General features: G+C 70.6%; 23 protein-coding genes. 12 read left to right on the plus strand and 11 right to left on the minus strand.

Annotated elements, in window-relative coordinates; all coding sequences use genetic code 11:
* A partial coding sequence (locus tag AB0C59_RS26280; RefSeq protein WP_363008710.1) for an aromatase/cyclase occupies positions 1 to 508 on the minus strand: 508 nt, incomplete at its 3' end.
* Between the two features lie 133 nt (positions 509 to 641).
* Positions 642 to 1,331, minus strand: coding sequence for an antibiotic biosynthesis monooxygenase (locus tag AB0C59_RS26285; protein ID WP_363008712.1), 690 nt, complete (start codon positions 1,329 to 1,331; stop codon positions 642 to 644).
* Between the two features lie 210 nt (positions 1,332 to 1,541).
* Between AB0C59_RS26285 and AB0C59_RS26290 the strand changes: the two genes are divergently transcribed.
* The 3 genes from AB0C59_RS26290 to AB0C59_RS26300 are packed head-to-tail and all read left to right on the plus strand — an operon-like array spanning position 1,542 to position 3,911.
* Positions 1,542 to 1,991 carry a nuclear transport factor 2 family protein gene (locus AB0C59_RS26290; protein WP_363008714.1) on the plus strand — a complete coding sequence of 150 codons (450 nt, stop codon included), beginning with the start codon at positions 1,542 to 1,544 and terminating at the stop codon, positions 1,989 to 1,991.
* Positions 1,988 to 3,340 (plus strand): cation:proton antiporter, encoded by a 1,353-nt coding sequence (locus AB0C59_RS26295; RefSeq protein WP_363008716.1) that lies wholly within the window; start codon positions 1,988 to 1,990, stop codon positions 3,338 to 3,340. The genes AB0C59_RS26290 and AB0C59_RS26295 overlap by 4 nt, the downstream gene beginning before the upstream one ends.
* Before the next feature lie 13 nt (positions 3,341 to 3,353).
* On the plus strand, positions 3,354 to 3,911 hold the full coding sequence (locus AB0C59_RS26300) for a flavin reductase family protein (RefSeq protein WP_363008718.1): 558 nt from the start codon (positions 3,354 to 3,356) through the stop codon (positions 3,909 to 3,911).
* A gap of 12 nt (positions 3,912 to 3,923) precedes the next feature.
* Here the strand turns inward: AB0C59_RS26300 and AB0C59_RS26305 are convergent, their stop codons facing one another.
* The gene (locus tag AB0C59_RS26305; protein WP_363008720.1) at positions 3,924 to 4,373 is read right to left on the minus strand and encodes a helix-turn-helix domain-containing protein; all 450 of its coding nucleotides are present in this window, start codon (positions 4,371 to 4,373) and stop codon (positions 3,924 to 3,926) included.
* Between the two features lie 166 nt (positions 4,374 to 4,539).
* Here AB0C59_RS26305 and AB0C59_RS26310 point away from each other — a divergent pair, with 166 nt between their 5' ends.
* The 5 genes from AB0C59_RS26310 (at position 4,540) to AB0C59_RS26330 (ending at position 11,517) form a co-directional block, all read left to right on the plus strand.
* A complete protein-coding gene (locus AB0C59_RS26310; RefSeq protein WP_363008722.1) occupies positions 4,540 to 6,036 on the plus strand; it encodes an MFS transporter in 1,497 nt (498 codons plus the stop codon).
* Between the two features lie 16 nt (positions 6,037 to 6,052).
* Positions 6,053 to 6,451, plus strand: a complete 399-nt coding sequence (locus AB0C59_RS26315; protein ID WP_363008724.1) for a TIGR03618 family F420-dependent PPOX class oxidoreductase — start codon at positions 6,053 to 6,055, stop codon at positions 6,449 to 6,451.
* A 181-nt stretch (positions 6,452 to 6,632) separates the two neighbouring features.
* Positions 6,633 to 8,108 (plus strand): FAD-dependent monooxygenase, encoded by a 1,476-nt coding sequence (locus tag AB0C59_RS26320; protein ID WP_363008726.1) that lies wholly within the window; start codon positions 6,633 to 6,635, stop codon positions 8,106 to 8,108.
* Between the two features lie 72 nt (positions 8,109 to 8,180).
* Positions 8,181 to 9,881: a tryptophan 7-halogenase gene (locus tag AB0C59_RS26325; protein ID WP_363008728.1), complete on the plus strand. Its 1,701-nt coding sequence runs from the start codon at positions 8,181 to 8,183 to the stop codon at positions 9,879 to 9,881.
* Positions 9,882 to 9,975: 94 nt separating this feature from the next.
* Positions 9,976 to 11,517 (plus strand): FAD-dependent oxidoreductase, encoded by a 1,542-nt coding sequence (locus AB0C59_RS26330; RefSeq protein WP_363008730.1) that lies wholly within the window; start codon positions 9,976 to 9,978, stop codon positions 11,515 to 11,517.
* A gap of 67 nt (positions 11,518 to 11,584) precedes the next feature.
* On the opposite strand, the gene AB0C59_RS26335 is transcribed toward AB0C59_RS26330, so the two are convergent.
* A complete protein-coding gene (locus AB0C59_RS26335; protein WP_363008732.1) occupies positions 11,585 to 12,193 on the minus strand; it encodes a TIGR03086 family metal-binding protein in 609 nt (202 codons plus the stop codon).
* A gap of 59 nt (positions 12,194 to 12,252) precedes the next feature.
* Between AB0C59_RS26335 and AB0C59_RS26340 the strand changes: the two genes are divergently transcribed.
* Both AB0C59_RS26340 and AB0C59_RS26345 read left to right on the plus strand, forming a co-directional pair.
* Positions 12,253 to 13,299, plus strand: a complete 1,047-nt coding sequence (locus tag AB0C59_RS26340) for a WYL domain-containing protein (RefSeq protein ID WP_363008734.1) — start codon at positions 12,253 to 12,255, stop codon at positions 13,297 to 13,299.
* 110 nt (positions 13,300 to 13,409) lie between these two features.
* Complete coding sequence (locus tag AB0C59_RS26345) at positions 13,410 to 14,255, plus strand: NAD(P)H-binding protein (RefSeq protein WP_363008736.1); 846 nt, start codon at positions 13,410 to 13,412, stop codon at positions 14,253 to 14,255.
* On the opposite strand, the gene AB0C59_RS26350 is transcribed toward AB0C59_RS26345, so the two are convergent.
* Positions 14,215 to 14,856 (minus strand): GNAT family N-acetyltransferase, encoded by a 642-nt coding sequence (locus AB0C59_RS26350; protein ID WP_363008738.1) that lies wholly within the window; start codon positions 14,854 to 14,856, stop codon positions 14,215 to 14,217. The two genes, AB0C59_RS26345 and AB0C59_RS26350, sit on opposite strands and share 41 nt — an antisense overlap.
* A gap of 578 nt (positions 14,857 to 15,434) precedes the next feature.
* On the opposite strand from AB0C59_RS26350, the gene AB0C59_RS26355 reads away from it, so the two are divergent.
* Together AB0C59_RS26355 and AB0C59_RS26360 are read left to right on the plus strand one after the other, a co-directional pair.
* Complete coding sequence (locus tag AB0C59_RS26355) at positions 15,435 to 16,091, plus strand: TetR/AcrR family transcriptional regulator (RefSeq protein WP_363008740.1); 657 nt, start codon at positions 15,435 to 15,437, stop codon at positions 16,089 to 16,091.
* Positions 16,092 to 16,185: 94 nt separating this feature from the next.
* Complete coding sequence (locus tag AB0C59_RS26360; protein WP_363008742.1) at positions 16,186 to 17,706, plus strand: MFS transporter; 1,521 nt, start codon at positions 16,186 to 16,188, stop codon at positions 17,704 to 17,706.
* Positions 17,707 to 17,771: 65 nt separating this feature from the next.
* Here AB0C59_RS26360 and AB0C59_RS26365 read toward each other — a convergent pair whose 3' ends face one another.
* Genes AB0C59_RS26365 through AB0C59_RS26390 form a run of 6 tightly spaced genes read right to left on the minus strand, consistent with a single transcriptional unit; the run spans position 17,772 to position 25,595 of the window.
* Entirely contained in the window at positions 17,772 to 18,890 is a 1,119-nt protein-coding gene (locus AB0C59_RS26365; protein WP_363008744.1) for a zinc-binding dehydrogenase, read from the minus strand.
* Complete coding sequence (locus AB0C59_RS26370) at positions 18,887 to 19,696, minus strand: phytanoyl-CoA dioxygenase family protein (protein WP_363008746.1); 810 nt, start codon at positions 19,694 to 19,696, stop codon at positions 18,887 to 18,889. Before AB0C59_RS26370 ends, AB0C59_RS26365 begins: the two co-directional genes overlap by 4 nt.
* Positions 19,697 to 19,745: 49 nt before the next feature.
* Positions 19,746 to 20,504, minus strand: a complete 759-nt coding sequence (locus AB0C59_RS26375) for an SDR family NAD(P)-dependent oxidoreductase (RefSeq protein WP_363008748.1) — start codon at positions 20,502 to 20,504, stop codon at positions 19,746 to 19,748.
* Entirely contained in the window at positions 20,488 to 21,462 is a 975-nt protein-coding gene (locus AB0C59_RS26380; protein ID WP_363008750.1) for a TauD/TfdA family dioxygenase, read from the minus strand. Before AB0C59_RS26380 ends, AB0C59_RS26375 begins: the two co-directional genes overlap by 17 nt.
* Complete coding sequence (locus AB0C59_RS26385) at positions 21,459 to 21,656, minus strand: MbtH family protein (protein WP_363008752.1); 198 nt, start codon at positions 21,654 to 21,656, stop codon at positions 21,459 to 21,461. Before AB0C59_RS26385 ends, AB0C59_RS26380 begins: the two co-directional genes overlap by 4 nt.
* A gap of 3 nt (positions 21,657 to 21,659) precedes the next feature.
* A complete protein-coding gene (locus AB0C59_RS26390) occupies positions 21,660 to 25,595 on the minus strand; it encodes an amino acid adenylation domain-containing protein (protein ID WP_363008754.1) in 3,936 nt (1,311 codons plus the stop codon).
* Positions 25,596 to 25,642: the final 47 nt, after the last annotated feature.

The raw sequence follows: 25,642 nt of genomic DNA on the forward strand, positions 1-25,642 counted from the left end.
CACCGTCCAGGGTGAGGGTGTCCTCGAAGGAGAAGGTGCGTTCCGCGGCCGCGTGGGCGAACTCGACGTTCTCCTTGAGCGCCGCCAACTCCCTGTGGCTGCTCGCGTCGACCGACTCCCCGATCCGCTCCAGCGCCGCGGGGTCGTCGTCCACGGCCCGGTACTCGTGCAGCAGCCGCACCCGGGAGGAGTCCTCACCGAGCGGCTCGACGATCCAGGCGCCGCCGAGGCCGGCGAGCGGCGGCTCGGTGTGCAGCTCCTGGAAGTTGATGCGCAGCGCGGCCGGCTCGACGATCCGGCGCAGCGGCCGGCTGCGCGGCACGCCGTCCTCGACGCAGTCGATCCGCAGGCGCTGCTCGCCCTCGGGGGCGGGCTCGTGGTCGACGGCGATGACGGAGTCGAAGATCCGCGGCCAGTTGTCCACCTCGGCGAGCAGCCGGTGGACGGTGTCCGCCGGTGCCTTGATCTCGGTCTCGTGCGCGACCTGGCGCTGTCCGGAATCTCGCATGTCTGCTGTCTCCTCGTCGACGAACGTGTTCATGGGACGAAAGGGCCGCTGCCGGTGGGGGAATCCCGGCAGCGGCCCTCGTGTGCGGGTGTGGGTGGTGTGCCTCGTGGGCGCTACGACCTGGGGTGCGAGGTCACTCGCCCGCGGCGCGGGTGTGGACGACGCGGTAGGTGTTCTCGTCCTGCCAGGTCTGCAGGGCGGCGACCCGCGCGTCCACCTTGCGGCGCTCCTCGCTGCGCTCGGCGTCCGGCTGGGCGCGGAAGGCGTCGTAGGCCTCCTTGCTGTCCCACTGGGAGTAGACGACGACGAACTTGCCCTCGATGCCGCGGGCGCGCAGGCCGCGCAGGACGGTGTGGGTGCGGTAGCCGGGGACGTCGACGAGCCACTCCTGACCGGTGCCGAGCGCGTCGACCAGGTCCTCCTGGTCCGCCTCCTGCACACCGAAGAGCTCGATGGAGGTGTAGTCGTCGCGCTTCGGCGAGATCTCGGTGGCGTCGGCGTCCTTCTGCTGGGTGAACGCGATCTCGTTCTGCAGCAGCCGGATGGAGGTGGTGATCTCCCCGAACAGGGGAAGGGTGCGGTGCTTGAACTCCTCGCCGGCGTAGCGGACCTCCAGGTCCTCGGTGCTGCGCCACTGGATGAAGTTGGCGGTGCCCGGCTTGTCCTGTCCGGCGTGGACGGTGCTGGAGATCCAGCCCTCGTAGGCCGCGGAGTCGACGATCTCGCGCATGGCGGCCAGCAGCTTCTCCTGCTTCTCGGGAGCGTCGGTCGTGAACAGGTTGAGGACGGTCAGGTGCTCGCCGTCGGCTGCGATCTTCGGCATTCGCTCGTCTCTTCCATTCGGTCCATTGAGGGAAAGTGCGATACCTGAAGATCCTGACAACGCGGTGCGGGGATATGAAGACCCCCTCTGTTCATGACTTACGGCGTCTTCGACAAGGATTCGAGGGGCGCGTCAGAGCCTCCCGCAAACTTTGTCAGGGATGTGAAAAGCGCCTATGGCCGGCGGCTCCCGCGAACGCATGCTCAAGCAATGCATCCAGTACCGGAACCACGTGAGATAAGCGCCCTGCTGGATCGTTATCTCGTCGGTCTCGACGACGACGACGTCAACGACACCTGGGCGCGGGGGCTGTTCACCAAGGACGCCCGGGTCGAGTTCCCGATGAGCGTGCACGAGGGCCTCGACGGGCTCGCGGACTACCACCGCGAGGCGCTGTCCGCCTTCGCCGCCACCCAGCACCTGGGCTCACCGGCGGTCGTCGAGATCGACGAGGACGGCGAGCGCGCGGTGCTGCGCGCGAACCTGGTCTCCACGCACGTGCACCACGACGCCTCGGCCGCCGAACCGCTCTTCCAGGCGGGGACCCTGGCCACCGGTCAGGCCCGGCGCACCGCCGAGGGCTGGCGGCTGTCGTCGCTCGCACTGCGCGTCCTGTGGACCCGCGGCGCCCCGCCCCGGTCGGGGGAGGCGGCGGCGTGACCACGCTCGCGGCCGTGTCGAAGCAGGACATGAACCTGGCGGTGATGTTCGCCGACATCGCCCTGGTGCTGCTCGTGGGCGCCGGTCTGGGCAGGCTCGCCCAGCGGGTGAAGCAGCCCGTCGTGGTCGGTGAGATCCTCGCGGGCATCCTGCTCGGCCCCAGCGTGCTGGGCCTGCTGCCGGGCCATCTGACGCCCCGGGTGTTCCCGCCCGAGGTCAGGACGCTGCTGTCCGCGGTCTCGCAGGTCGGCCTGGTCCTGTTCATGTTCGTGGTCGGCTGGGAGTTCGAGAAGCGGCTGGTCCGCCCGCACGCCCGGCTCGCCGCGGGGGTCTCCCTGTCCTCGATCGCCGTGGCCTTCGGGCTCGGGGTCGCGCTCGCCACCGTCCTGTACCCCGAGCACTCCTCGGTGGGCGGACACCACATCCCGTTCTCGGCGTTCGCCACCTTCCTGGGCACCGCCATGTCGGTGACCGCCTTCCCCGTCCTGGCCCGCATCCTGACCGAGCACAAGCTGCTGGGGAGCCGGGTCGGCTCGCTGTCCCTGGCCAGCGCCGCCATCGACGACCTGCTCGCCTGGTGCCTGCTCGCCTATGTGTCGGCCCTGGTCAGCGCGCACGGCGACTACTCCGACCTCGCCGCCATCGGCGCCTGGAGCGTGCTCTACGTCGCCGGGATGCTGCTGGTCGTCAGGCCCCTGGTGGCCAGGCTGATGTGGCGATGGGCCGCCGCCGAGCGCTGGCCCGCGCTGCTGTCCGTGCTGTGCGCGGGCGCCCTGGGCTCGGCGTGGCTGACGACCTGGATCGGCATCCACGCCATCTTCGGTGCGTTCTTCTTCGGCTTCGTCATGCCCAGGGAACCGGCCATGGTGCTGGCCCAGCACGTGCGCAAGCCCCTGGACAACATCAGCGCCGTGCTGCTGCCGGTCTTCTTCATCATCACCGGGCTCGGGGTGGACCTCGGTGCGCTCAGCGGCACCGACTACCTGGCGCTCGGCGCGATCGTCGTCGTCGCCTGCGCCGGAAAGCTGATCGGCGCCATCGTGCCCGCCCGGCTGGCCGGTCTGTCCTGGCGCGAGGCCAAGGACCTGGGCCTGCTGATGAACACCCGGGGCCTGACCGAGCTCATCATCCTCAACGCCGCCGTCAGCCTGGGCGTCCTGGACGGCCGGATGTTCACCATGCTGGTGATCATGGCCCTGGTCACCACGGCGATGGCGGGTCCGCTGCTCTCCTCGCGCTCGCGCCGACCTCAGGCCGCCGAGGCCGTCGAGGACGCCGCGTCCACCGGCGTGGAGCCTGCTGCCCAGACCACCGGTCCCGTCGCCGGCGCCGGCCGGCCGGGCACCTGACCAGGAGGCCGTCGTGCTCCCCACCTCACAGGACACCCCGACCACGTCCATGGAACACCTGCGGCCGCCGGAGCCGATCGACGGACGCGCGCTGCGCACCGCGTGCGGCTACTTCGCCACCGGCGTCACCGTCATCACCTCCGGCGACGGCGTGGAGGACGCGGGGACCACGGTGAACTCCTTCACCTCGGTCTCCCTGGATCCGCCGCTGGTGCTCGTCTGCCTGCACGAGAAGTCCCGGCTGCTGCCGGTGGTGCGGGACGCCCGGGGCTTCGTCGTGAACTTCCTGACGAAACGCCAGGAGTCCGTCGCCTGGGCGTTCTCCGGCCGGCAGACCGCGCGCCTGGACGAGATACCGCACCACCGCTCCGTCCAGGGCCTGCCGGTGCTCAGCGAGGCCCTCGCCCACCTGGAGTGCAGGCTGTCCGCCGAGTACGACGGCGGTGACCACAGCATCCTGATAGGCGAGGTCGTCGGGCTCGGCACCCCGACGGCCGAAGAGAACCCGCTGATCTTCTTCCAGGGCGCCATGCGCGAACTGGACGAGTCCCCGGCGGGCCGCCGTGGTTGAGGCGGCGCGGTGTCAGGCCCGGCGCCCGACCGCCTGGTCCTCGCCGGCGTCGAAGGCCTGGCGCGCCTCCTCCACCAGGGGAAGGTGGCCCAGCGACCATTCGGAGAGCTGGGCGAAGATCGGCGCCAGGCTGCGGCCCAGCTCGCTGATCTCGTACTCCACCCGGGGCGGCACCTCGGGGTAGTACGTGCGGATCACCAGCCCGTCCCGCTCCAGCTGGCGCAGACGCTGCGTCAGCACCTTGGCCGTGATGCTGCCGATGTTGCGGTGCAGCTCGACGAAGCGCTGCCTGCCGAACTCGTGGAGCGTCCACAGGATCGGGGTCGTCCAGCGGCTGAACACGATGTCCAGGACGGGCGCGATCGGACACGCCTGCTCCGCCTCACCGGCCGCCGGATGTGCGAGAGCCGTCGCGCCCCCGCCCACGGCGGGACTCCTGTCCCTGTCCACAGCGCTCCTCATCAGTGCGCTCCCCTTCCCGATAGTCACTTTCCTCTAGGTACCTACTTTACCCAGGATGCTAGCTTCCTGGAAGCCAGCACGACCCGCTCGATCCGGCTCCCGTCCGCTGCATCGCTCCTTCCGCTCCACCACCCCGTCTCTTCCACCTCGTGCTCATAGGAGTGGCATGTCCATCCACGAGTCCCCCCTCAAGAACGCGTCGGCGGGCACGCCGCCGGGCACCGCCCCCCAGCGACCCGGGCTCATCCTGGCCTTCCTGTGCCTGGCCGGCTTCATGACCTTCCTCGACGTCTCGATCGTCAACGTCGCCCTGCCGACCATCGAGAACGAACTCGGCATCTCCCAGACCGCCCTGCAGTACGTGGTCACGACCTACGGCATGGTCCTGGGCGGCTTCCTGCTGCTGACGGGCCGCCTCGCGGACTCCTTCGGCCGCCGCCGGATGCTCCAGACCGGTCTGGTCCTGTTCGCCCTGTCCTCGCTGGTCGCCGGTGTGGCCCAGGACGCGGTCATGCTGATCGTCACCCGCGGTGCCCAGGGTCTGGGCGCGGCCTTCATCGCCACGGCCGCCCTCAGCCTGCTGACCAACAACTTCGAGGAGGGCGCCGCCCGCAACAAGGCGCTCGGAGCCTGGGGCGCGCTCAGCGGTCTCGCCGCCGTCGCCGGTGTCACCCTCGGCGGTCTGCTCACCGACGGGCCCGGCTGGCGCTGGATCTTCTTCATCAACGTGCCGATCGGCCTGATCCTCGCCCTGACCGCCCCGCTCGTCGTCGCCGAGTCCCGCTCCAGCGAGCAGCGCCGGTCCTTCGACGTCGCCGGTGCCGTCGTCCTCACCGCGGGCCTCGTCCTGCTGATCTTCAGCCTCGGTGAGACGGTCTCCGACGGCGACATCCCCGCCGTCCGGGTCTACGGGGGCTTCGCCCTGGCCGCCGTGCTGATCGCCTCGTTCATCCTGATCGAGCGCCGCACCCAGAACCCGCTGGTCCCGCTCGGCATCTTCCGCCGCCCCTCGCTGCGCGCCGCGAACGTCATCGCCGTCCTGTTGCTGGGCACCTGCGTCACCCTGTTCTTCTTCGCCAGCCTCTTCATGCAGCAGGTGCTGAACTACTCCGCGGTGAAGACCGGCTTCGCCTACGTGCCGCTGGCCGTGCTCACCGCCGTGGGCGCCGGTGTCGCCTCCCAGGTCGTCACCAAGGTCGCCGCCAAGCCGGTGCTGATGGTCGGTCTCGCGCTCGCCACCGCCGGCATGCTGCTGCTGTGGCGCGCCCCGCACGACGCGTCCTACCTCACGGACGTGCTGCCCGCCTTCGCCCTGATGGGCCTCGGTCTCGGCGCCTCCTTCGTGCCGGTGCAGGTGTCCGCCTTCGCGGGCAGCGAGGAGCGGGAGCAGGGCCTGGCGGCCGGTCTCATCAACACCGCCCAGGAGATGGGCGGCGCGCTCGGCCTCGCCGTCGCAGCCACCTTCGCCTTCCGCCGCATCCCCGAGCTCACGGCCTGGGCGCACGGCGACCCGAACCTGGTCGTGATCGCCCGCACCAAGGTCTTCCACGACGCCTTCCTCACCGGCGGCCTGTTCGCCGCGGCGGGCTTCCTGGTCACCCTGGTCCTGCTGCCGATGACCAAGCCCGCCGAGCAGCCCGCGGCCGACACGGCCAAGGCCTGAAAGAACGGACCCGGTCATGACCCAGCCGCTGCTCCTGTCCGCCACGGCCGAGGACTTCCTCGCCGAGAACCACCTGTGCACCCTGACCACCCTGCGCCCGGACGGCACCCCGCACGTCGCGCCCGTCCGCTTCACCTGGGACGGCGAGGCGGGCCTGGCCCGGGTCATGACCACGGTGACGCGCCGCAAGGCGCGCAACCTGCTGGCCGGGGGCGGTGCCGGCCGGGCCGCCGTCTGCCAGGTGGTCGGCGGGCGCTGGATCACCCTGGAGGGGCCGGCGGCCGTCGTGACCGATCCGGCCCGGGTGGCGGAGGGCGTCCGCCGCTACGCCAAGCGGTACTGGTCCCCGCCGCCGCAGCCGCCCGGTCTCGCCGTCGTCGAGATCCGCGTCGAACGGGTCATGGGCCTGTACTGAGCCCGCCGCGATCGAGCGGCCAGCCGCAAAGAGGGTGCCGGAACGCTTCCGGCACCCTCTTTGCACTGCGCCCGTCGAGCCACCCAAGCATTGACGAACTTGTCAGAGTCCTGTATTCGCGGCCGTTCAGTATCCCCAGCCCCCTCGGAATAATGAGAGAAACGCCAGCGGGAGAGGGAACATGGACACGTTCGATGCCGATGTGATTATTTCCGGGGCAGGCCCCTCGGGGCTCATGCTCGCCGGAGAACTTCGTCTCCAGGGTATTTCCGTCATCGTACTCGACCGGCTCGCCGAGCCGATGCAGCAGTCGCGCGCCCTGGGATTCTCGGCCCGTACGATCGAGGAATTCGGTCAGCGCGGCCTGCTCTCGGAATTCGGCGACATGGAGACTATTCCGGTCGGTCATTTCGGCGGACTGCCCATCGACTACCGCATCATCGAGGGCGGCAATTTCGGTGTCCGCGGAGTTCCGCAGTCGCGGACCGAGGCCATCATCGACAAGTGGGCCACCGGCCTCGGCGCCGACATCCGCCGCGGCCACGAACTCGTGGGCATGGCCCAGGACGAGGACGGCGTACGGGTCGAGGTCGCGGAGCCGGACGGCGTCCGCACGCTGCGCGCCGCCTACCTGGTCGGCTGCGACGGCGCGCGCAGCACCGTGCGGCGGCTGGCCGGCATCGACTTCCCCGGGGCGAGCGCCACCATCGAGATGAAGATGGCCGACGTCGCCGGAGTGCAGCTGAGGCTGCGTCCGACCGGGGAGGTCGGCGAGTCCGGCATGGTGGTCGTGCTGCCGCTCGGCCCGGGCGCCACCCGCGTGGTCGTCTTCGAGCGCGGTGCCGGCGTCCGCCCCACCCAGGAGCCGCCCACCTTCGACGAGGTGGCCTCCGCCTTCCAGCGCGTCACCGGCGAGGACATCTCCGGCGCCACCCCGCTGTGGACCAGCTACTTCACCGACGCCAGCCGCCAGGCCGCCTCCTACCGCGCCGGCCGGGTCTTCCTCGCCGGCGACGCCGCCCACATCCATCTGCCGATCGGCGCCCAGGGCATCAGCGCGGGCGTGGGCGACGTGGTCAACCTCGGCTGGAAGCTGGCCGCCGCACTGCGGGGCCACGCGCCCGAGGGCCTGCTGGACACCTACCACGCCGAACGCCACCCGGTCGGCGCCCGGATCGTCTTCAACACCCTCGTCCAGCGCACCCTCTACCTCGGCGGCCCCGAGGCCCAGCCGCTGCGCGACCTGTTCGCCGAGCTGGTCCAGATCGAGGAGGTGCGGCTGCACCTCGTCGGCCTGGTCACCGGCCTCGACATCACCTACGGCGCCGCGCCCGGCGACCACCCGCTGCTCGGCCACCGGCTGCCCGACCAGGAGCTCGTCGTCGGCGACTCGGGCACCACGACGTACGAACTCCTGCGCACCGGCCGTCCGCTCCTGCTCGACCTGCACGACGACGCCGCCCTGCGTGAGGCCGCGGCCGGCTGGGCGGACCGGGTCGACATCGTCACCGCCCGCCGCGCCGACGCGGACGCCCCCTCGGCCTCCCTCCTGGTCCGCCCCGACGGCTACGTCGCCTGGGCGAGCGCCGACGGCTCCCCCGCCGACGTGACCGAGGCCCTCACCCAGTGGTTCGGCGCCCCGCGCCAGGGCCGCTGAAGCCCGTCGTCCGTCCATCCGCCAGACGTCCGCAAGCACGTCAGAAATGGTCACAAGAGAAGGAGCGCGGTCTTGCCCACCAAGGCTGAGGCAGTGAAAGAGGCCCCCAAGGCCGCTGAGCCGACCGAGTGCGACGTCGTCATCCTCGGATCGGGCCTCGCCGGCTCGATCATGGGATCGATACTGGCGCGTCAGGGCGTCGACGTGGTGCTCATAGACGCCGGCCAGCATCCCCGGTTCGCGGTCGGCGAGTCCCAGAACCCGCAGCTCGTCGAGTGGCTGCACATCCTGGCCGTCCGCTACGACGTCCCCGAGATCAAGCACATGCTGGACGTCAAGGCGATCACCGAGCACATGGGCCCGCACCACGGCCGCAAGCAGAGCTTCGGTTTCGTCACCCACCGGCCGAACCGCGAGCCGGACCCGAGGGAGGCGACGATGTTCGTCATCCCGAAGATGCTCACCGAGGCCATCCACCTCTACCGCCAGGACACCGACTCGTACTACCTGAACGTCGCCGCCAAGTACGGCTGCACCCTGCGCCAGAACTGGTTCGCGACCGACCTCGACTTCGACGACGACGGTGTCACGGTCACCGGCAGGAACGGCGAGGTGTTCCGCGGCAAGTACCTCATCGACGCCAGCGGCTTCCGCTCCCCGCTCGCCGAGAAGTTCGACCTGCGGGAGAGCCCCTCGCGGCTCAAGCACCACGCGCGCTCGCTCTTCACGCACTACGTCGGCGTCAAGCCGTACGACGAGGTGTGCAACTACCCGGAGGCGCTCAAGCCCCCGGCCGAGTCGCCCTTCCACGGCGGCACCCTGCACCACTGCATCGAGCGCGGCTGGTTCTGGATCATCCCCTTCGACAACTACAAGGACTCCAGGAACCCGGTCTGCAGCGTCGGCCTCACCTTCGACGAGCGGCTGTACCCCAAGCCGAAGGACATGACGCCGGAGGAGGAGTTCAACAAGTACCTCGACATGTACCCGGCGGTGAAGCGCCAGTTCGAGGGGGCCAAGCGGGTCCGGGAGTGGGTGTCGACGGACCGCATCCAGTACTCCTCCAAGCGCACCGTCGGCGACCGCTGGTGCCTGATGTCGCACGCCGCGGGATTCGTCGACCCGCTGTACTCCCGCGGTCTGTCCAACACCTTCGAGGTCGTGGACGCGCTGGCCTGGCGCCTGCTGGACGCCCTGCGCGAGAACGACTTCTCCCAGGAGCGCTTCGCCTACGTCGAGCAGCTGGAGCAGGGTCTGCTCGACCACAACGACAAGATCGTCAACAGCTCGTACATCGCCTTCAGCCACTTCCGGCTGTGGAACGCGGTGTTCCGGGTCTGGGCCTGCTTCACCACGCCGGCCACCATGCGGCAGATCATGGCCCGGCAGAACTTCCAGATCGACGGGGACGACCGCCACTTCAAGGAGATGGAGAACGCCCCCTACCCGGGCCTGTGGTGGCCGGACAGCCACAGCTTCAAGCACCTGTTCGAGCTCACCACCGAGACCTGCGAGCGCTACGAGGCGGGCGAGATCGACGGCGACAAGGCCGCCGACATCGTCTTCGACGCCATCCGCGACTGCGAGTCGGTGAACACGCCGTTCGGCTGGAAGGACGGCGAGGAGCACCGCTTCTACCGGGCCACCACCCCCACGATGATGAAGTTCATGTGGTGGGCCAACACGAGCGGCCCCAAGGAGATGCGGGACCTGGGCCGGGCCTTCCTCAAGGGCGCGGTCAAGCAGGGCCTGCAGGGCCGCAAGGTGTCGTAGCCCGACACCCCTCGAACCCGGTGCCGGGCCCACACCCCCCTCGGGGCCCGGCACCGCACCGTTGCCCACCCTTCTTCTCACGCATGGGACCACCGTGATCAATCGCCGAACCCTGATAGGCGCGGGCACCGCGGCCATCGGCGCCGCCGTCCTGCGCACCACCCCCGTCGCGGCCGAGACCGCGACCGACATCCCCGCAGCCGCCACGGCGAGCGTGCCGTGGAACAAGCTCGCGGGCGGCCTCAAGGGCCGACTGGTGCAGCCCAGCGACGCGGGCTACGCCGTGGCCAAGCAGCTGGAGCTCGGCCAGTTCGACTCCGCCAACCCGCGCGCCATCGCGTACTGCACGAGCTCCGCCGACGTCGCCACGGCCCTGCGCTTCGCCCAGGACAACGGCGTACGCATCGCGGTGCGCAGCGGCGGCCACAGCTACGGCGGCTACTCCACCACCTCCGGCCTGGTCATCGACGTCTCCCGGCTCAACGCCGTCACCGTCGGCAACGGCACCGTCGACATGGGCCCGGGCGCCAAGAACGTGGAGATCCTCAACGCGCTCGCCCCGCACGGACTCGTGGTCAGCGAGGGCGGCTGCCCCACCGTCTCGGCGGGCGGCTTCCTCCAGGGCGGTGGCTTCGGCTTCCTCACCCGCCCGCTCGGCATGGCGTGCGACGCGCTCACCTCGGCCGAGGTCGTGCTCGCGGACGGCCGGGTGGTCACCGCGTCGGCGAACTCCCACTGCGACCTGTTCTGGGCGCTGCGCGGCGGTGGCGGCGGCAACTTCGGCGTCGTCACCCGCTACACGGTCACCCCGCACGCCGGCGACCAGATGGCCATCAGCAACCTGATCTTCCCCTACGACCGCGCGGCCGACGTGCTGCACGGGGTCAACCAGTGGCTGGTGGACGCGCCGCGCACCATCGGCGGCGGCGCCTACCTGGTCCAGCCCGACGCGGCCCCCGGCACCGTGCCGGCGCTCAACGTCATGCTGGCCTCACGCGGCACACCCGCCGAGCGGGACGCGGAGGCCGCGCGGCTGCTGTCGCTGACCGGCGCGGCGAGTGCCCGGCAGGACGCGGTGCTGACGTACCAGCAGCTGATGATGATGATCTTCGGTTGCAGCACCCTGACCCAGGACCAGTGCCAGCGCGAGGGCAAGTCCCCGAGCGGGGTGCTGACCCGGCCCGCCTTCGGCCTGGAGCGCACCCGGCTGGGCCGCGTGCCGTACTCGGCGAGCGGCTGGGCGGACGTGATGACCGCGTTCGACGCCGCGCGCAGGACCGGCCAGTCCCGCTACCTCGACTTCCACTTCTTCGGCGGCGCGGCCAACGACCCGGCCCGCACGGACACCGCCTACGTCCACCGGGACTCGCTGTTCTCCGTGAACTACCGGGCCCTGGTCAACGACCCGGCGCAGGCCACCGCGGAGAACACGGCCGCCGCGACCAGCTGGGTGAACAACGGCTTCTCGGTCATCGACCCGCTGTCCAACGGCGAGACCTACCAGAACTGGATGGACCCGCAGCTCCCGGACTGGCGCAGGGCCTACTACGCCGAGAACTACGCCCGCCTGGTCGCGGTCAAGTCGAAGTACGACCCGCACCGCACCTTCCGCTTCGCCCAGGGCGTCGGTGCCTGACGCGATGGACGCCCCGCCGCCGAGGGGCCGCCGCGCCGAGCGCCGGCTGCCCCTCGGCGGCGGTCCGTCAGGGCCGGCGGCCGTACCAGCCCACCAGGCGGTCGATGGCCGGGGCGTCCTCGGGCACCTCGACCACGGGCCCGAACGGCACCTGTCCGCCACGGGGTTCGGCGGGCACCGCCCGCTTCATGTTGGCGAGCGGCGCGGCCAGCATCGCGGGGTCCCACTCCGGGGACTGGCCGGTGGCCTTGGCCAGGTCCCAGGTGTGGAGCACGAACTCGTTGGTGTAGATCACGGCGGCGACGGCGCCCGGGACCGGGCCCCAGGGCAGCTGGATCATGCGGCCGAGGACCGCGGGGTCCGACCACACGGTGTCGAACTCCTTCGTCGACCGGGCCCACGCGGCGGCCCAGTCGCCGTCGGCGACGTCGTCGGCGAAGTGCGGAACGCTCATGAAGGAGCCGCCCGCGCCCAGCACGGTGAGCCGGCGCAGCACCGACACCAGGTGGTTGGCCATGTCGCGGACCGAGTAGTCGGGGCAGGGCGTCGTGACGTCGTACTGGTCGGGGCGCACCCCGGCGAGGGTGGTGCCGACGAGCTCGACGGCCTTGAAGAATCCCGCGCGCGGGTCGTTTCCGGCGGGTCCGGGAGAGGCGATGTTCTCATTCGCAGTCATGTCACCAGCTTCCCGATCAAAGAGGCCATCTTGTGGCCTATTACAGAGAACGACGAGAAATGAAGGCTGACCGACTGGTTGCCGCCCTGCTGCTGATCCAGGCGCGCGGGCGGGTGACGGTACGTGAGGTGGCGCGGGAGCTGGAGGTGTCCGAGAGGACCGCCCGCCGCGATCTGGAGGCCCTGGCCACCGCCGGGGTGCCCGTCTACTCCCAGCGCGGCCGGGGCGGCGGCTGGAGCCTGGTGGGCGGTGCGCGCACCGACCTGACCGGTTTCACCTCCCGTGAGATCGGGGCGCTGTTCCTGGCGGCGGGACCGCTCTCGGCCTCCCCCGAACTGCGTTCGGCGCTGCGCAAGTTGACCCGGGCGGTCCCCGCACCGATGCGGCCGCACGCGGAGGCCGCGGCCCGGGCGGTGGCGGTCGACCCGGTGGACTGGTCGCGCACCGAGGCGGACACCGGGGGGCCGCACCGGCATGTACTGGAGCGGGCGGTCCTGGACGGCGAGCGGGTCCGCCTGGGGCTGGGCGCGACCGAGCGGACGGTGCATCCGCTGGGCCTGGCCGCCAAGGCGGGCCGCTGGTATCTCGTCGCCGGCACGGACGAGGGCACGCTGTGCGCGTACCGGCTGAGCCGGATCGCGCGGGTGGAGCCGACCGGGCAGCCGGCGATCCGCCCGGAGGGATTCGACCTGGCCGCGGCCTGGCGGGAGTTGGTGGCGCGCGAGGAGCGGCGGATGGCGGCCGTCACGGTCCACGCCCGGGCCACCTCGGACGTACTGCCCTCGCTACGCAGGCTGTTCGGCGGCCGCCTGCGCGTGGGCGCAGAACTGCCCGGCGACAAGGTCGAGTTCATCGCCGCTGGGTCTTCCTTACCGGCGCTGGTCGGGCAGTTGGCCGGCTTCGGCGGCCAGGTGGAGGTGCTCGGCCCGCCTGAGGCCAGGCGGTCCCTCGCGCGCCTCGGCCGGGCGCTGTCCTCGGCACACGACAGTGAGTACCACGAGGAGAGTCACTTTCTTCTAGGTACCTACTATTCCGAAGATGCTAGCGTCGCCGACGGAACGGGGGAGACGGCTTCGACAGCGCACGCGACCGCCCGAACGACCTGACTCTGCGCCCCGCCCCACCCGACGTCCCGACGACCCGGCGTCGACCGCGCAGAACCACCGAGACCACCGAGTACCACCCAGATCACCGAGAACCACTGGAGGAGCTGATCATGATCGCTGTCACCGGAGCCACCGGAAACGTGGGTCGACCGCTGATCGCCGCACTGGCCGCCGCGGGCGAGGAGGTCGTGGCCGTCTCACGGCGCCCCCTGTCCTCCAGCTATCCGGAGGGCGTGCGCCACGCGCAGGCCGACCTGGCCGACTTCGCGAACATGGGCCCCGTCCTGAAGGGCGCCGACGCCCTCTTCCTCCTGCTGGCGGGCGAGCTCAACGGCCCCGGACAGAGCGCGACGACCCTGCTGGACGTCGCCCGGGACGCCGGGATCAAGCGCGTCGTCCTGCTGTCCTCCCAGATCAACGGAACCCGCCCGGACGCCCTCTCGCACGTCCGGCTGGGCGAGTTCGAGGCGGCCGTCCGCTCCTCCGGCCTCGACCACACCGTCCTGCGGCCGGGCGCCTTCGCCTCCAACGCCTTCGCCTGGGCGGAGTCGATCCGCTCCCAGCGCGCGGTGATGGCGCCGTTCGGCGATGTGGCGCTGCCCGTCGTGGACCCGGCCGACGTCGCGGAGATGGCCGCGGCGGCGCTGCGCGAGGACGGCCACTCGGGCCGCACCTACCAGCTCACCGGCCCGGAGGCGGTCAGCCCGCGGCAGCAGACCGCGGCGATCGCCGAGGTGCTGGGCGAGGAGGTGGAGTTCACCGAGCTCACCCGTGAGCAGGCCCGCGCCCACCTGTCCCGGTTCATGCCCGAGGCCGTCCTCGACGGCACCCTGGACATCCTCGGCGCTCCGCTGCCCGAGGAGCAGAAGGTCAGCGGGGACATCGAGAAGGTCCTGGGCCGTCCGGCCCGCCCCTTCACCGAGTGGGTCGCCCGCCACCTGCCGGCCTTCCAGTGAGACCTGCCCCGGGCGCACCGGACGCCGGGTGCGCCCGGGGCAGCACCATCGGCCGCTGAGCCGGGGCCCGCAGACCCCATGTCTGCAGGGCGAAGGGCCGCCCCTTCTCCTCCCCCTCGATCAGGGGCACGTCCAGCAGTCTGAATCCCGCCCTGGTGGCCACGGCGACGCTCGCGGCGTTCTCGGCCTCCAGCTCCAGGACCGCCTGCGCGGCGCCCAGTTGCCCGAAGGCGTGGGCGGCCATCACGCGCACCGCCCGGACGGCCAGCCCCCGGCCGCGGTGCGCCGGGCCGATCGCGTAGCCGATCTCCGCGCCCTGGGGGGCGCGCCGCAGCATCACCTCGCCGAGTGGCGCGCGGCCGTCCACGGTGACGGCGAGCAGGAGGGCCGTGCCCTCCGCCCGCAACCGCCGGTCCCGGTCCAGGCGGGCGCGAGCGGCCGCCTCGTCGAAGGGCGAGACGATCGGCGTCCAGTACGCGATGTCGGGATGGTCGAACAGGGCCGGCATGGCGGCCAGGTCGGCCTCCGTCCAGTCGCGCAGGACGAGGCCTTCTCCGGTGAGCTCGATCCGCTCGGGAAAGGGCGACGGGGTGCCGCTCATGCTGCCGTTCCTCCCTCGCCCGGCCCGTGACATCACTCACGGACCAGGTCGGCCGTACCGTCCGAGGTCCGTGTGATCCCCGCGACTTCGAGCACAGCGAGGGTTACTGAAGATCGTTTCCCCCGCTCGGAGCGATTATTTCCCACCGCCCTGGTCGGCGCCGCATCGGCCCAGGACCCGGCGAGGACGAGCCGGCTTCCCCACATGGCGATGCGAGGCAGCAGGCTGGCGCCTCCCTCGTTCACGTTGATGAGGTGCGAGACCATCGACAGGACCGAAGAGCTGCAAGCCGGTTGGTCTCTCCACTCACGAGCCGGGACGGGGTGGCGCAACTACCCCCGCCTCGGGTGGACTTCCTGTTCTGCCAGAGCCTGCCGGTTGAGGGGGAGGGCCTGGGCGGGACCGCAGATGAACGCTCATGGGCGACGTGGCCGGCGTCGTAGCCCCAGTTCGGCCACCGCCCATGCCCCGCCCTGCAGGCCTACACCGGGAGCCGACCTCCGCAGGCCAGGCACCCAAGTTCAGTACGCGATGGATTCAGTACACAGTGCATTCAATACACTGTGTATCGTGAGTCCGTGAGTCCACCAGACGCCGTGCCCGGACCAGAGACCCGCCCACCCCGCCACCGGGCGCACACCCGTGCGCGGCTGCTGGCGTCGGCTGAACGCGTCATCGTGGAGCGCGGCTACGCCCAGACGACGATCGAGGACCTCTGTACCGCGGCGGGGTACACGCGAGGCGCGTTCTACTCCAACTTCCGCAGCAAGGACGACCTGGTACTCGCGCTCTTCGACAGCCACTCGGCAGACCGTCTCGACCAGTTGGAGCGGCTGCTCGAAGGGCCCGGGGCAGCCTCGGCCGAAGGGGTGGCCCGGGCGTTGCTGGAGGTCAACCCGCTGGAGCGGAACTGGATCCTGCTGTTCCTGGAGTTCCGCATCCACGCCGCCCGCGATCCGCGGCTCGCCGCCGAGCTGGATGAACACGACCGAGCCCTCCGGGACTCACTGGCGGAGCTGCTCCAGCGGTGCTGTCCCGCGGTGGCCCGAGGGGTCGCGCCCGTCGGCGGTGTCGCGGCCACCCTGCTGGCCGTCCGTGAGGGCATCCTCGCGCGGACGGCGGGTGAGGGACCGGGTGCGCCGGAAGCGCTGGACGCCGCTGTCGCGACGCTCTCGGCGATTCTGCCCGCACTCGGCATCGTGCTGACCCCCGCGGCCCCGGAGCCGGAGTCATAGGACACGCGGGCATCGCCCTGCACACGGATTTGCGTCAGGGGCACCGGTCACGGGCCGGCGCCCGGTTCCCCCACCTTCCGCGAGGGATCACATCATGCACGGCACGCCTCCCCATCCGGACGCCCGGCGGGCAGATTCCCGGCGCTGGAAAGCGCTGATAGTCATCGCGCTGGCTCAGCTGATGGTCGTCCTCGACACCACGGTCGTCAACATCTCCCTGCCGTCGGCACAGCACGATCTCGGCATCTCCGACGGCAACCGCCAGTGGGTCATCACCGCCTACTCGCTGGCGTTCGGCGGACTGCTGCTGTTCGGCGGCCGCATTGCCGACCTTGCCGGGCGGCGCCGTATGTTCGTCATCGGCCTCATCGGCTTCGCGGGAGCCTCCGCGCTGGGCGGTGCGGCGGTCGGCACAGCCACCCTGCTGGCGGCACGCGCGCTGCAGGGGGTGTTCGGGGCTCTGCTGGCGCCGGCCGCCCTGTCCCTGCTGTCCGTGACGTTCAGCGAACCGAAAGAGCGTGCCAAGGCGTTCGGCATCTACGGCGCCGTCTCCGGTGGCGGCGGCGCCCTCGGGCTGATCCTCGGCGGAGTACTCACCCAGTATCTGAGCTGGCGCTGGGCGCTGTACGTCAACATCCCCTTCGCGGTCGCGGGGATCGTCGGCGCCCTGACAGTGGTCCGCGAACCCGATGAGCGGCCCCAGCGGTCCCGGCTGGACATCCCCGGAGTCCTGCTGGCGACCGGTGGCCTGGTCCTGCTCGTCCTCGGCTTCTCACGGGCCGAGACACACGGGTGGCGCGCGCACGACACCGTGCTGCTGCTGGTCGGCGCGGTGCTCCTGCTCGCCGTCTTCGTCCTGGTCGAGAGCAGGGTCGCTACGCCGCTGCTCCCCCTGCGGGTCGTCACCGACCGCAACCGCGGCGGGGTCTACCTCTCGCTCGGCCTGTCGGTCATCGGAATGTTCGGCCTCTTCCTCTTCCTGACCTACTACCTGCAGGTCGTGAAGGGGTACACGCCCCTCGTCACCGGGCTCGCCTTCCTCCCGATGATCCTGGGCATGGTCACCGGGTCCACCCAGATCGGCTCCCGGCTGATGAACGTGCTTCCGCCCCGGCTGCTGATGGGGACCGGTTTCCTGGTCTCCGCCCTCGGCATCCTGCTCCTGACTCAGCTCAAGGTCGAAAGCTCCTACGCCGCCGTGGTGCTGCCCGCACAGGTCCTGCTCGGGCTCGGCATGGGCACGGCCTTCATGCCCGCGACGAGTCTGGCCACGCACCGCGTGCAGCCGCGGGACGCCGGTGTGGCATCCGCCATGGTCTCCACCTCGCAGCAGGTCGGCGGATCGATCGGGACCGCGCTGCTGAACACCGTCGCGAGCAGTGCGGGCCACCACTGGGCCGCCCGGCATCTTCAGCAGGCCAGGTCCCTCGGCAAAGCGGGCTACGCCAACCATGCCGCCGTCCACGGGTACACGGTCGCGAGCTGGTGGGCCGTGTCGATCCTCGGCATCGCCGCGCTGGCAGCCTTCACCCTCATCCAAAGTCCCAACCAGGACGCCGACCCATCCGCCGCGGCCGACACGGAGAAGACGACAGCGCCCGTCCTGCACGGCTGAGACAGGTTGAAGGGGTTCCTCCCGGTGGCCCGGGAGGAACCCCTTCAGCGTGACACTCCCACCAGTCAGGCGGAGGTGAAGACCGCCTTCATCACCGACCCGTCGGACACCCGGGCCAGCGCCTCGGCATGGTCGCTCAGCGGGAACACCGTCACCAGCCGGGCAAGTTCGAAGCGCGCCGTCAATGCCGGCAGAAGCCTCACGTACTCGACCAGGTGGGCTCCGGAGAACGCCCAGGAGCCGATCACGTCCAGCTGCCGGTAGACGATCTGGTGCGGGTTGAGCACCGTGTCACCGGCGTCCGTGTACTGGCCGATCACCAGGTAGGAGCCCCCGCGCCGGGCCAGGGACAGCCCCTGGGCCACCGCTGCGGGCACTCCCGCGCATTCGATCACCAGATCGGCGCCCTGGCCACCGGTCGCCTCCAGCACCTCGGCCAGCGCATCCTGGGGCGCTGCCGCGCCGGCGATGTCGATGTGCACGTCGCCGATGCCGGCCTCGGCCGCCAGCCGCAGCCGCTCGGCCGGGCCGCCCATGATGATCACCTTGCCAGCGCCGGAGAGCTGGGCCAGTGCCGCGGCGGCGAGGCCAACGGGCCCGCTGCCCTGGACCACGACCGTCTCGCCCAGCCGGACCGGCCGGCGCTCGTGGAGCGCGTGCACCACCGTCGGACCGGCACACGCCAGGGACATCGCGGCCAGCTGATCGACCCGCGGGTCGAGTCTGACGACCGTGGTCCCCGGGCGCAGCACGATGTGCTCGGCCCAGGCCCCGGAAAGGGCCGGCTCCTCCGTCGTGGAGCGGTTCACGCCGTAGGTGCGGCGCTGCTCGCACAGCGTCGGCTCCCGGTACTGCCGGCAGGGCCCGCAGACGCCGCAGGCGATGGAGGACGCCCACATCACCGCATCACCCACCCGCAGCGGCAGGCCGGCTGCGTCCACGCTGGTGCCGGGATCCAGCTCGTGCACCACGCCCAGACCTTCGTGGCCGAGCACCAGCGGAATGGGCACCGCCAGGTGGCCTTTCTGAAGGTGCAGGTCGGTTCCGCACACCCCGCCGTAACTGCAGGCCACCACCAGCCCGCCCGCAGGGGCCTGCGGGAGGTCGAACTCCCTTAGTTTCAGGGGCTGCTCGAACTCCTCCAGGACCAGGGCACGGGACCCCCGTACGGGTCGCGCGGTCACCGTACGGCTCCGTCGAGGGATGCGAGGAACGGTTCCTCAAGGGGCACCAGCGGCCGGGTGTCGCGCAGGACCACGTGTTCCGGGCGTGGTACACCGGCCCAGCTCGGCAGGTTCGTCGTGTCGTTGTAGGTCGCGATGAGCAGCCGGCGCGGAAACGGGGACATGTTCGGAGCCGAACCGTGCACGATCTCCGGGGAGAAGAAGACCAGCGAGCCGGCCGGGCCCTTGGGGCTGGTCATGCCCTGGGTGCCCACCAGGTGGGCGAGTTGCTCTGCGGTGAGCGCGATGTCGTCCGGGTCGAGGTGCAGCTCGGACTTGGCCCCCTCGCGGCGGTCGTCACGCACCAGGCCGGCGCAGTGGGAGCCGGGGATGAAGATGACCGGGCCGTTGAACTCGTCCACGTCATCGAGGAAGACGCCGACGTTGATCTGGCGCGGGGCAGGCAGATTGTCGGCGATCCGCCAGGCGACGTAGTCCTGGTGCCACGACCATCGCTCGCCACCGAAGGCCGGCTTGGCGTTGATCTTGAACTGGTACGGGTAGACGTCCCCGGTCAGCAGCCGTCTGACCGGTCCCAGGACCCGGGGGTCGCGGAGCAGCGCGGCGTACTCCGGCTGGCGCTGATGGGAGGCGTAGACGGCCCGCACCGCGAGACCGTCGTCCTCGGTGATCCGCTGAGGTCCGGGGACCTCGCAGTCACGCTCGAACGCCAGACACAGGGCCGCCACTTCGGCGGCGGTCAGGGCAGACTCCACCAGGAGGAAACCGTCCTCGTGGTAGCGGTTGAGCTGTTCCTCGCTAATCAATTCTTTGCTTCTCTCGCTGTGTGACGAATGTATCCGGCGCAGTGGGCACTCAGCCCATGAAGTTGCCGCCGTCGACGATCAGTTGCTGGCCGGTGAGATAGCGGCTGCGGTCGGTCACCAGGAATTCGAGGGCGTCGGCGACGTCCGTCACCGTGCCGATCCGGCCGAGCGGAATCTGGCTCTGGACGCGCCTGCGTGGCTCCGGTTCGTCCAGCCGGTAGCGCTCGACGACCTCGGGTGTGTCGGTGAAGCCGGGGATCAGCGCATTGACCCGGACCGCCGGCGCGAGTTCCAGCGCCAGACACCGGGTGAGCTGAAGCAGCCCGGCCTTGCTGGCGCAGTAGTTGGCCCCGTTCGGACGCGGTCGGATGGCAGTGGTCGCCCCGATGTTCACGATCGATCCGCGCCCTGCGGCCATCATCGCCGGGGCCAGCGCCTTGGTGAGGTGGAACGGCCCGGACAGGTTGGTGGCGATCACTTGGTCCCAGTCCTCGTCGGTCAGCTCCGAGAAGGGCCGGTCCCGGTTGACACCGGCGTTGTTCACCAGGACGTGCGGTGCGCCGTGGGCGGCGAGGATGCGCTCGCAGCCCGCCCGGACCTCGGCCGGACGGGTCAGGTCGATCCGTACGGCTTCTATGCCGTCCCCGCCCTGCCCGGCGGCCGCGCGGGCCGCCCGCTCATCGCCCCGGTAGAGGGCGAGGACGTGGTGGCCGAGGGCGCTGAGCCGCCTGGACAGCTCCAGTCCGATGCCGCGGGTGCCGCCGCTCACCACTGCCGTACGGGCGGCCATCTCAGAACGGCCGGTCACCGGCGATGGCCGCACGGTCCACGACACGACGGTGGGGGTAGTAGTCGGAGGTGGCGTAGTGCTGCACCGCGCGGTTGTCCCAGAACACCACGTCTCCCGGCTGCCAGCGGAAACGAACCTGATACTCGGGGTACTGGACCTGCCGGAACAGGTAGCGCAGCAGTTCCTCGCTCTCCGCGGGCTCCAGCCCCTCGATGTGTGTGGTGAAGATGGAAGTGACGAAGAGGCTCTTGCGCCCTGTCCGCGGGTGGGTCCGTACCACGGGATGCGCGACAGGCGGGAACAACTCCTGGAAGTGACTGCGCTGTTCGTCCGTCAGCAGGTCGCGGTAGTTCGCCGACGGTGTGAAGTCGTGCACCGCCCGCAGACCCTCCAGACGGCTCTTCACCTCGTCGGGCAGGTTGTCGTAGGCGGCGCCGGTGTCGGCGAAGAGCGTGTCGCCCCCGGCCTCGGGCATCTCCACCATCCGCAGCACCGCACCGAGCGGCGGGCGGGGGATCCAGGGGAAGTCGTGGTGCCAGACGTTCTCGAAGCCGGGGTTGGCAGCCCCCTTCTCCAGACGGACGACGTCCTGGGAGGCACCCTTGGGCAGGAACGGATGCTGGTCGATCTCGCCCCAGTTGGCGGCGAAGGCCCGCTGCTGCTCGTGGGTGAGTTCCTGCCCGCGGAAGAACAGGACCTTCCACTCCAGCAGGGCGCGGTCCAGTTCCTCGAAGAGCTCGGGGGTCAGCGGTTCGGACAGGTCCAGCCCCTCGATCTCAGCACCCAGCAGTGGGCCGTGGGGGCGCACCGAGAAGAGCCGGGACGGTCCGCCCTGCCGGACTTCGGCGAGGCGCCGGAGCGACCTCGGCCCGTGGTGGTCCTCGCGGCCGTCGATTCCGTGCCGCACCAGCGCGCGGATGCGTGCCAGTTCTTCCTGGACGTCCTTCGCTGCTTCGTCGCTCAGCTTGGTGCTCATGTGGTTTCTGCTCCGATCGGTCTGTCGGTCGGGTGATGGTCGATGTGGTCCAGGCACTCCTTGCGGGTGCCGGCGTGGCGGACGACGGCCCAGCCGGCGGGCACGTCGGCGAAGGCCGGCCACAGCGAGCGGTGGCCTTTCCCGTCTGCCAGGACCAGGTAGGTCCCGTTCGGGTCGTCGAAGGGGTTCGGCACGGTTCAGCTCCCCACGAAGTCGCGGCCGAGGGAGGTTTTGTGCAGGTGGTCGGCGAGTACGGGCCCTAGTTGCGCGAGGGCTTCGGGCGCGGTCATGCGGTGATGGGTCACGGTCACGTCATGCGTGTGGATCTCGCCGTCCACGTACGCCTGCCAGGCACGGGGGGAGGTGCGCCCGGCCTCGTAGGGGTCGGCCGGGTCGGACAGCGCGGCGGTGAAGAAGAGCAGGTCGCCCTGGAAGCGGCCGGGTGTGAAGGAGGTCATCAGATGCAGGTCGTGCAGGAAGATCTCGTGCAGACGCCCGGCCGGCACCCCGTCCGGCATCTGGTCGGCGCCGCCGAACACGAGGCTGACGAAGGTGCGTTCGTCGATCTCGGGCGCCGGTCCCGTGCCGCTGGGGCAGGGGTAGGAGTCCAGGACGGAAAGCAGCGCGACCCGTTCGCCCACGGTCTGGAGGGCGGTCGCCGCGGCATGCGCCACGAGCCCGCCGAAGGACCAGCCGAGAAGGTGGTAGGGCCCGGTGGGCTGTACGGCGCGGATCTGCTCCAGATAGGCGGAGGCCATCTCCTGGACGCTGCCGGGCATCCGGCCAAGGTCCGTGAGCCCGTGCGCCTGGAGCCCGTACACCGGCTGATCGGGGCCGAGGTGGCGGAGCAGGCCCTGGTAGGACCAGCTGATGCCGGCGGCGGGAGGGAAGCAGAACAGCGGCGGGCGGCCCCCCTGCCGGCGCAGTGGCAGCAGCGGCGCCAGAGATCCCTCGTCCGGTGCCGCAGCGGTCATCCGGTTGTCCAGCGCCGCCACCGTCGGGGCCTCGAACAGGTCCCGGACGCTCAGTTCCACCCGGAAGTCGGCTCGGATTCGGGCTAGCAGCCGGGCCGCCAGCATCGAGTGACCGCCGAGTCGGAAGAAGTCGTCCTCCACGCCGACCCGGGCCACTCCCAGCACCTCGGCGAAGTGCGTCGCCAGGACCTTCTCCCGCGCGGTGCGCGGGGCACGGGTGGAGGCGGCCGCGGTGAAGTCGGGTCGGGGCAGGGCCCGGCGGTCGAGCTTGCCGTTGGGGGTCAGCGGGAAGGTGTCGAGCACAACCACGGCGGCGGGCACCATGTGCCTGGGCAGCCGCTCTGCCACATGCGCGTGGACGGCCGCCGGAGCCGGTGCTTCCCTGCCCCGCGCCACCACATAGGCGACCAGACAAGCGGCCCCCGAGGGATCTTCACGGACGACGACCTCGGCCTGGTCGACGCCCGGACAGCCCGCCACGGCGTTCCTGACCTCCCCCGGCTCGATCCGGATGCCCCTGATCTTGACCTGGTGGTCGGTACGGCCCAGGTACTCCAGATCGCCGCCGGGGAGGCGGCGGACAAGGTCGCCCGTGCGGTACATCCGGCTTCCGGGCTCGCCGAAGGGATCGGCCACGAAGCGTTCGGCCGTCAGAGCCGGGCGGTTGAGGTAACCGTGGGCGAGTGCCGAGCCGGCCAGGTACAGCTCACCCGCAACGCCTGGTGGCGTCGGACGCAGACCGCTGTCCAGGACATACCCGGACACGTTGGGGATGGGCCGCCCGATCGGCACCGGGTCGGGCCAGTCGGCGGGGTCGGCCGCCAGGGTGTGGGCGGTGGCCAGGTGGGTCTCGGAGGGGCCGTAGTGGTTGTGCAGTCGCCGGTTCGGTACCCGGCGGCAGAACTCCCGGATGGCGCGGCTCGGCACGAGGGCCTCGCCTCCCTGGGCGAGCACCCGCAGCGCGGGCAGGTCACGATCCCGTGCGCCTGCGGCCTCGCAGACGGCCTCAATCACCAAGTGGGGTGCGAAGAGTTCGTTGATTTGCTGTTCGTCCAGCCACTCCACCAGGCGGTCCGGGTCGCGTCGGACGTCGTCGTCCGGGATGACCAGGGTCTTGCCGAAGAGCAGGGCCGAGGTGACCTCCTGCACTGACACGTCGAAGCTGAGTGCGGTGAACTGGGCCGTCCTGGTGCCGGGGACGTGCGGGAGGTCGTCGTCATGCCACCTGAGCAGGTTGACCAGGGAGCTGGTGGGCATCACCACACCCTTGGGGGTCCCTGTGGTGCCCGACGTGTAGATGACGTACGCGGTGTGCCACGGCTTCAGCCGGCCGAGCCTGTCCTGGTCGCGCACCGCGGCGCCGGACTGGCGACGGAGTGCCTCGAAGGTCTCGGGTCCGTCGAGCACCAGGGTGCGGACGCCCGTCTCGGGCAGGCCGGGGAGAACCTGTGTGGTGGTGAGCAGCAGCGCGGGCGCGGAGTCCTGCAGCATGAAGGCGATCCGCTCCGCCGGGTACTCCGGGTCGACGGGAAGGTAGCCGGCTCCGGCCTTCAGGATGGCCAGCAAGGCAACGACCATGTCAGCCGACCGGGACGCCGCCAGGGCCACGATTCGGTCCGGACCGGCGCCTTCGGCGATCAGCAGCCGGGCGAGGCGGTTCGACGCGAGGTCGAGGTCCCGGTAGGTCACGGCACGCCTGTCGCAGTCCAGCACGGCTGTCGCCGTGGGGGTGCGTGCCACCTGGGCGGCGAACAGTTCGGGCAGCGTGGATGCGTGATACTTGACGCGGTTGGCACGGGACTCGGCGAGCAGTTCGGCGCGCTCCTCCTCGGTGGCCAGGTCGATCAGACCGACTGCTCTCTGCTGGGTGTTGGGCGCGGTGAATTCCCTGAGCAGCGCAAGGAAGCGGCGGTGGTGGGCAGCCAGCTCTTGAGGCCGGTACAGCTCGGGATTGCCGACCAGGTCGATCCGCAGTCCGCGGCCGTCGGAGCGGTCGTAGGCCGTGACGGAGAGGTCGTCGACCAGCCCCTGGGTGAGGTTGTGCGCGTGGGCCCGGTGCCCGGCGAACTCCAGGTCGTAGTCGAAGGACATGATGTTGACTTGGGGGGCCGTCAGGAAGCTCTCCTGGGGCTGGAGCCCGAAGGAACGGGAGAGGGACTCCCCCCGGTGGCGCTGGTGCCGAAGCAGCAGGCGGAACTCCCTGGAGACCTTGCGTATCAGGTCGAGTACCGACTCCTCCGGGCGCACTTCCACGTGCAGCGGCAGGGCGTTGGAGAGCATGACCGGCACCGTGCGGAGTTCGGCGTCGGGCCGGGCCGTCACCGGCAGGGTGAGGACCACGTGCCGCTCCCCTGTCATCTTGTGCAGGTAAGTGGCGGTGGCGGCGATCAACAGCACCGACCAGTGTGTGCGCGCCTGCCGCGCCGCGGTACGGAGCAGGGTCGTCTCTGCCGGGGCGAGCCGCCCCGTCTCGGTCAAGTTGCGGTCCGGTGTGCCGGACGGGGTTCCGGCCAGCCTGGTCGGCCTGAGTTGCTCGGCGGACCGGCCGGCCCAGTGGGCCTGGTCGGCCGCACACGCGTCCGACCGCTCGTACCGACGCTCGTTCTCCAGAAGGGTGCGCAGGCTGCCATACGCTTCCGGAACCGGGTCGCGGCCCTTGACGGCGGCGCTGTAGAGCTCGGCGACCCTGAGGGAGATCAGTGCGCCGCTGTGCCCGTCAGCCACGATGTGATGAGCGCTCAGGTACCAGACGAAGTGTTCGGGACCGATCCGGAACAGGGCGTACGAGAAGAGGGGCCCGGTGGACAGTGACAGCCGGCGGGAAAGGTCTGCGTGCATCCATGCCTTGGCCGCCGCCGTGGGATCGTCCTCGGCGCTGACGTCGAGAACGGGGAAGATCCAGTCGTCGCCGAGGTCGGGGGTCTGCCAGGGCACGCCTTCGCTTTCACCGAACCGGACCCGGAAGGGTTCGGCCTCGGCGATGGTCCGCCGGAGTGCGGCTTCGAATCTTTCCGTGTCGATGGGGCCACGAATCTCCAGATACTCACCGATACGAGACTGCCGCTCTTTTGGGTTCAGCTGCTCGGCGAGCCATATCTCGTGCTGGGCAACCGAAAGCGGCAGACGAGTGCCGTCCAATCTTTTCCCCCCGTAAATCACGTTGTGCGGATAACTCAAAGAATAGACGGCACCACTAAACTGCCCCA

It is taken from the genome of Streptomyces sp. NPDC048664, assembly GCF_040650555.1.
Lineage (GTDB): Bacteria > Actinomycetota > Actinomycetes > Streptomycetales > Streptomycetaceae > Streptomyces.